Origin of the sequence: Hominimerdicola alba 8, from assembly GCF_000178155.2 — a bacterium.
In the GTDB taxonomy this organism is placed as follows: Bacteria; Bacillota; Clostridia; order Oscillospirales; family Ruminococcaceae; genus Hominimerdicola; species Hominimerdicola alba_C.
In genome coordinates this window covers 1-4,583 of the sequence record NZ_ADKM02000035.1, presented here as the reverse complement: position 1 = coordinate 4,583, position 4,583 = coordinate 1, and the positions used below count along the sequence as shown (strand labels likewise).

2 tRNA genes and 2 rRNA genes are annotated in these 4,583 nt (G+C 50.6%); all 4 read right to left on the bottom strand.

The features are described 5' to 3' along the window. Positions 1-15: 15 nt before the first annotated feature. A 23S ribosomal RNA gene (locus CUS_RS03345) occupies positions 16-2,850 on the bottom strand. Positions 2,851-2,995: 145 nt separating this feature from the next. Next, positions 2,996-3,069: transfer RNA gene (locus tag CUS_RS03340), tRNA-Ile, on the bottom strand. Between the two features lie 56 nt (positions 3,070-3,125). Next, positions 3,126-3,201: transfer RNA gene (locus tag CUS_RS03335), tRNA-Ala, on the bottom strand. A 134-nt stretch (positions 3,202-3,335) separates the two neighbouring features. Further along, positions 3,336-4,583: ribosomal RNA gene (locus CUS_RS03330) — 16S ribosomal RNA — on the bottom strand; the annotation flags it as partial.

The window sequence follows — 4,583 nt, the reverse complement described above, 5'->3', positions numbered from 1 at the left end:
ATATTGGAACATATTTAGGTTAAGCCCTCGACCAATTAGTACTCGCTAGCTAAATACATCACTGCACTTACACTTTGAGCCTATCAACCTTGTAGTCTTCAAGGGGTCTTACTCTGTAAACAGATGGGATATCTTATCTTAAGGGCGGCTTCACGCTTAGATGCCTTCAGCGTTTATCCGTTCCGCACATAGCTGCCCAGCTGTGCCACTGGCGTGACAACTGGTGCACCAGAGGTGCGTCCATCCCGGTCCTCTCGTACTAGGGACAGCTCCTTGCAAATATCCTACGCCCACGACAGATAGGGACCGAACTGTCTCACGACGTTCTGAACCCAGCTCGCGTACCGCTTTAATTGGCGAACAGCCAAACCCTTGGGACCGAATTCAGCCCCAGGATGCGATGAGCCGACATCGAGGTGCCAAACCTCCCCGTCGATGTGGACTCTTGGGGGAGATCAGCCTGTTATCCCCAGGGTAGCTTTTATCCGTTGAGCGACGGCATTTCCATTCACATACCGCCGGATCACTAACTCCAACTTTCGTTACTGCTCGAACCGTCATTCTCGCAGTTAGGCTCGCTTTTGCGTTTACACTCTGACGCATGGTTTCCGTCCATGCAGAGCGAACCTTTGAGCGCCTCCGTTACTCTTTAGGAGGCGACCGCCCCAGTCAAACTGCCCACCTAACAATGTCCCCCGACTTGATTCAAAGCCGCAGGTTAGAACTCCAGCACTTCAAGAGTGGTATCCCAACGTCGACTCCACACCAGCTGACGCCGATGCTTCCCAGTCTCCCACCTATGCTGTACATGAAATACCGAAATCCAATATTAGGCTACAGTAAAGCTCCATGGGGTCTTTCCGTCTAGTCGCGGGTAACCGGCATCTTCACCGGTACTACAATTTCGCCGGGCGGGTTGTTGAGACAGTGCCCAGATCGTTACACCATTCGTGCGGGTCAGAACTTACCTGACAAGGAATTTCGCTACCTTAGGACCGTTATAGTTACGGCCGCCGTTTACCGGGGCTTCAATTCAATGCTCTCACATCTCCTCTTAACCTTCCGGCACCGGGCAGGTGTCAGCCCCTATACGTCATCTTTCGATTTAGCAGAGACCTGTGTTTTTGCTAAACAGTCGCCTGGGCCTATTCTCTGCGGCTTGATCACTCAAGCACCCCTTATCCCTAAGTTACGGGGTCAACTTGCCGAGTTCCTTAACAACCCTTCTCCCGTTGGCCTTAGAATCTTCTTCCTATCTACCTGTGTCGGTTTGCGGTACGGGCACCTCAGATATACACAAGACTTTTCTTGTCTCCCTCCATGATGACTTCTCTACTTATTTTCGATCCCTTACGACCGGGTCAACCATCGCCCGGCAACATCACTTCAGAAGCGTCCTCTTGCTTTAATCTTTCGGTGGCTACGGAATTTCAACCGTATGTGCATCGGCTACGCCTTTCGGCCTGACCTTAGCCCCCGGCTTACCCTGAGCGGACGAACCTTCCTCAGGAAACCTTAGATTTTCGGCCATTATGATTCTCACATAATTCTCGCTACTCATTCCGGCATTCTCACTCGAATAAAGTCCACCGCCGCTTCCGCTGCGACTTCACCCCTTATTCGACGCTCTCCTACCACTGACATTACTGCCAATCCCAAGCTTCGGTGTATGTTTTAGCCCCGTTGAATTTTCGGCGCAGGGTCACTCGACCAGTGAGCTATTACGCACTCTTTTAATGAGTGGCTGCTTCTAAGCCAACATCCTGGTTGTTTATGCAACCCCACATCCTTTTCCACTTAAACATACTTTGGGACCTTAGCTGTGGGTCTGGGCTGTTTCCCTTTTGACTGTGAGACTTATCTCACACAGTCTGACTCCCATGAATCGATTAGCCGGCATTCTTAGTTTGATAAGGTTCAGTAATCTTTCGACCCCTAGCCCATTCAGTGCTTTACCTCCGGTAATCTGTCATGAGGCTAGCCCTAAAGCTATTTCGGAGAGAACCAGCTATATCCGAGTTCGATTGGAATTTCACCGCTATCCACACCTCATCCCCGGTCTTTTCAACGAACGTGGGTTCGGCCCTCCATGGAGTTTTACCTCCACTTCAGCCTGGACATGGATAGGTCACTCGGTTTCGGGTCTATTGCATACGACTTATTCGCCCTATTCAGACTCGCTCTCGCTTCGGCTCCACACCTTAAGTGCTTAACCTTGCCGCATACAATAACTCGCCGGACCATTCTACAAAAGGTACCCGATCACACTTTGACGTGCTCTCGGTGCTTGTAAGCATAGGGTTTCAGGTTCTTTTTCACTCCCCTCCCGGGGTTCTTTTCACCGTTCCTTCACAGTACTATTCGCTATCGGTCATCAGGTAGTATTTAGGCTTGGAGGATGGTCCCCCCATCTTCCCACGGGGTTTCACGTGTCCCGCGGTACTCCGGATACAGCTCGCTGCTCAGATCTTTCGCTTACGTGACTCTCACACTCTTTGGTTCGTTTTCCCACACGATTCAACTAGATCCTTACAATACTAAATGCTGTCCAAAACCCCGAAAGTATTGCTACTTTCGGTTTAGCCTCTTCCGCTTTCGCTCGCCACTACTCACAGAATCTCGGTTGATTTCTCTTCCTCGCCCTACTTAGATGTTTCAGTTCAGGCGGTTCCCCCCATACAGCTATTTTATTCACTGTACAGTGCATGAGCATACTCATGCGGATTGCTCCATTCGGAAATCTGCGGATCATAAGATACTTGCTCTTCCCCGCAGCTTATCGCAGCTTATCGCGTCCTTCATCGGCTCCTGATGCCAAGGCATTCTCCCTACGCTCTTATTAGCTTAACCTTAGAATTATGTTCCATAATTAAGTTTTTGCTGATTGTAGTATTCCCGACTATTTCTTTTATAGTCGTTTTCCTCATTTGCATTACTTTTAATATTGCTTCATTATTCAATTTTCAAGCTGCTGCTTGGAAACTTTCGTTTCCGATGGGCACAAGTGGACTCGAACCACCGACCTCACGCTTATCAGGCGTGCGCTCTAACCACCTGAGCTATGCGCCCAAACGAGTTAAGTTCTTTGCCTGTAGCTTTTCGTCTTCGTTCGTTTCCTCGTCCCATGGTGGAGATGAGGAGGATCGAACTCCTGACCCCCTGCTTGCAAAGCAGGTGCTCTCCCAGCTGAGCTACACCCCCGTTTAAGGGACTCTTATGCTCTTTTCAAGATACCTGATCTCTCAGACATCTTCAAAATTGAACAACCATTCGTTTCTTTCCCTTGCTGACCGGAGATTTTTTTTGAAGCATTTTACTGCTTCGTTTCTCCATAGAAAGGAGGTGATCCAGCCGCACCTTCCGATACGGCTACCTTGTTACGACTTCACCCCAGTCATCAATCCCACCTTCGACTGCTTCCTCCTTGCGGTTAGAACACAGGCTTCGGGTGTTACCGACTCCCATGGCGTGACGGGCGGTGTGTACAAGGCCCGGGAACGTATTCACCGCGGCATGCTGATCCGCGATTACTAGCAATTCCGACTTCATGTAGGCGGGTTGCAGCCTACAATCCGAACTAAGACTGCTTTTAGGGTTTTGCTCTGCATCACTGCTTTGCTTCCCTCTGTTAACAGCCATTGTAGTACGTGTGTAGCCCAGGTCATAAGGGGCATGATGATTTGACGTCATCCCCACCTTCCTCCGTTTTGTCAACGGCAGTCCTGCTAGAGTGCTCTTGCGTAGCAACTAACAGTAAGGGTTGCGCTCGTTGCGGGACTTAACCCAACATCTCACGACACGAGCTGACGACAACCATGCACCACCTGTCTATGAGTCCCCGAAGGGATTTCACTTATCTCTAAGCTATGCTCACGATGTCAAGACCTGGTAAGGTTCTTCGCGTTGCTTCGAATTAAACCACATACTCCACTGCTTGTGCGGGCCCCCGTCAATTCCTTTGAGTTTCAACCTTGCGGTCGTACTCCCCAGGTGGATTACTTATTGTGTTAACTGCGGCACGGAAGGGGTCAGTCCCCCCACACCTAGTAATCATCGTTTACGGCGTGGACTACCAGGGTATCTAATCCTGTTTGCTCCCCACGCTTTCGAGCCTCAGCGTCAGTTAAAGCCCAGTAAGCCGCCTTCGCCACTGATGTTCCTCCTAATATCTACGCATTTCACCGCTACACTAGGAATTCCGCTTACCTCTACTTCACTCAAGAACCACAGTTTCAAGTGCAGGGTAGGGGTTAAGCCCCTACATTTCACACCTGACTTGCAGTCCCGCCTACGCTCCCTTTACACCCAGTAATTCCGGACAACGCTCGCTCCCTACGTATTACCGCGGCTGCTGGCACGTAGTTAGCCGGAGCTTCCTCCTCGGGTACCGTCATTATCGTCCCCGAAGACAGAGGTTTACAATCCTAAAACCTTCTTCCCTCACGCGGCATCGCTGCATCAGGCTTTCGCCCATTGTGCAATATTCCCCACTGCTGCCTCCCGTAGGAGTCTGGGCCGTGTCTCAGTCCCAATGTGGCCGTTCAACCTCTCAGTCCGGCTACTGATCGTCGGCTTGGTGGGCC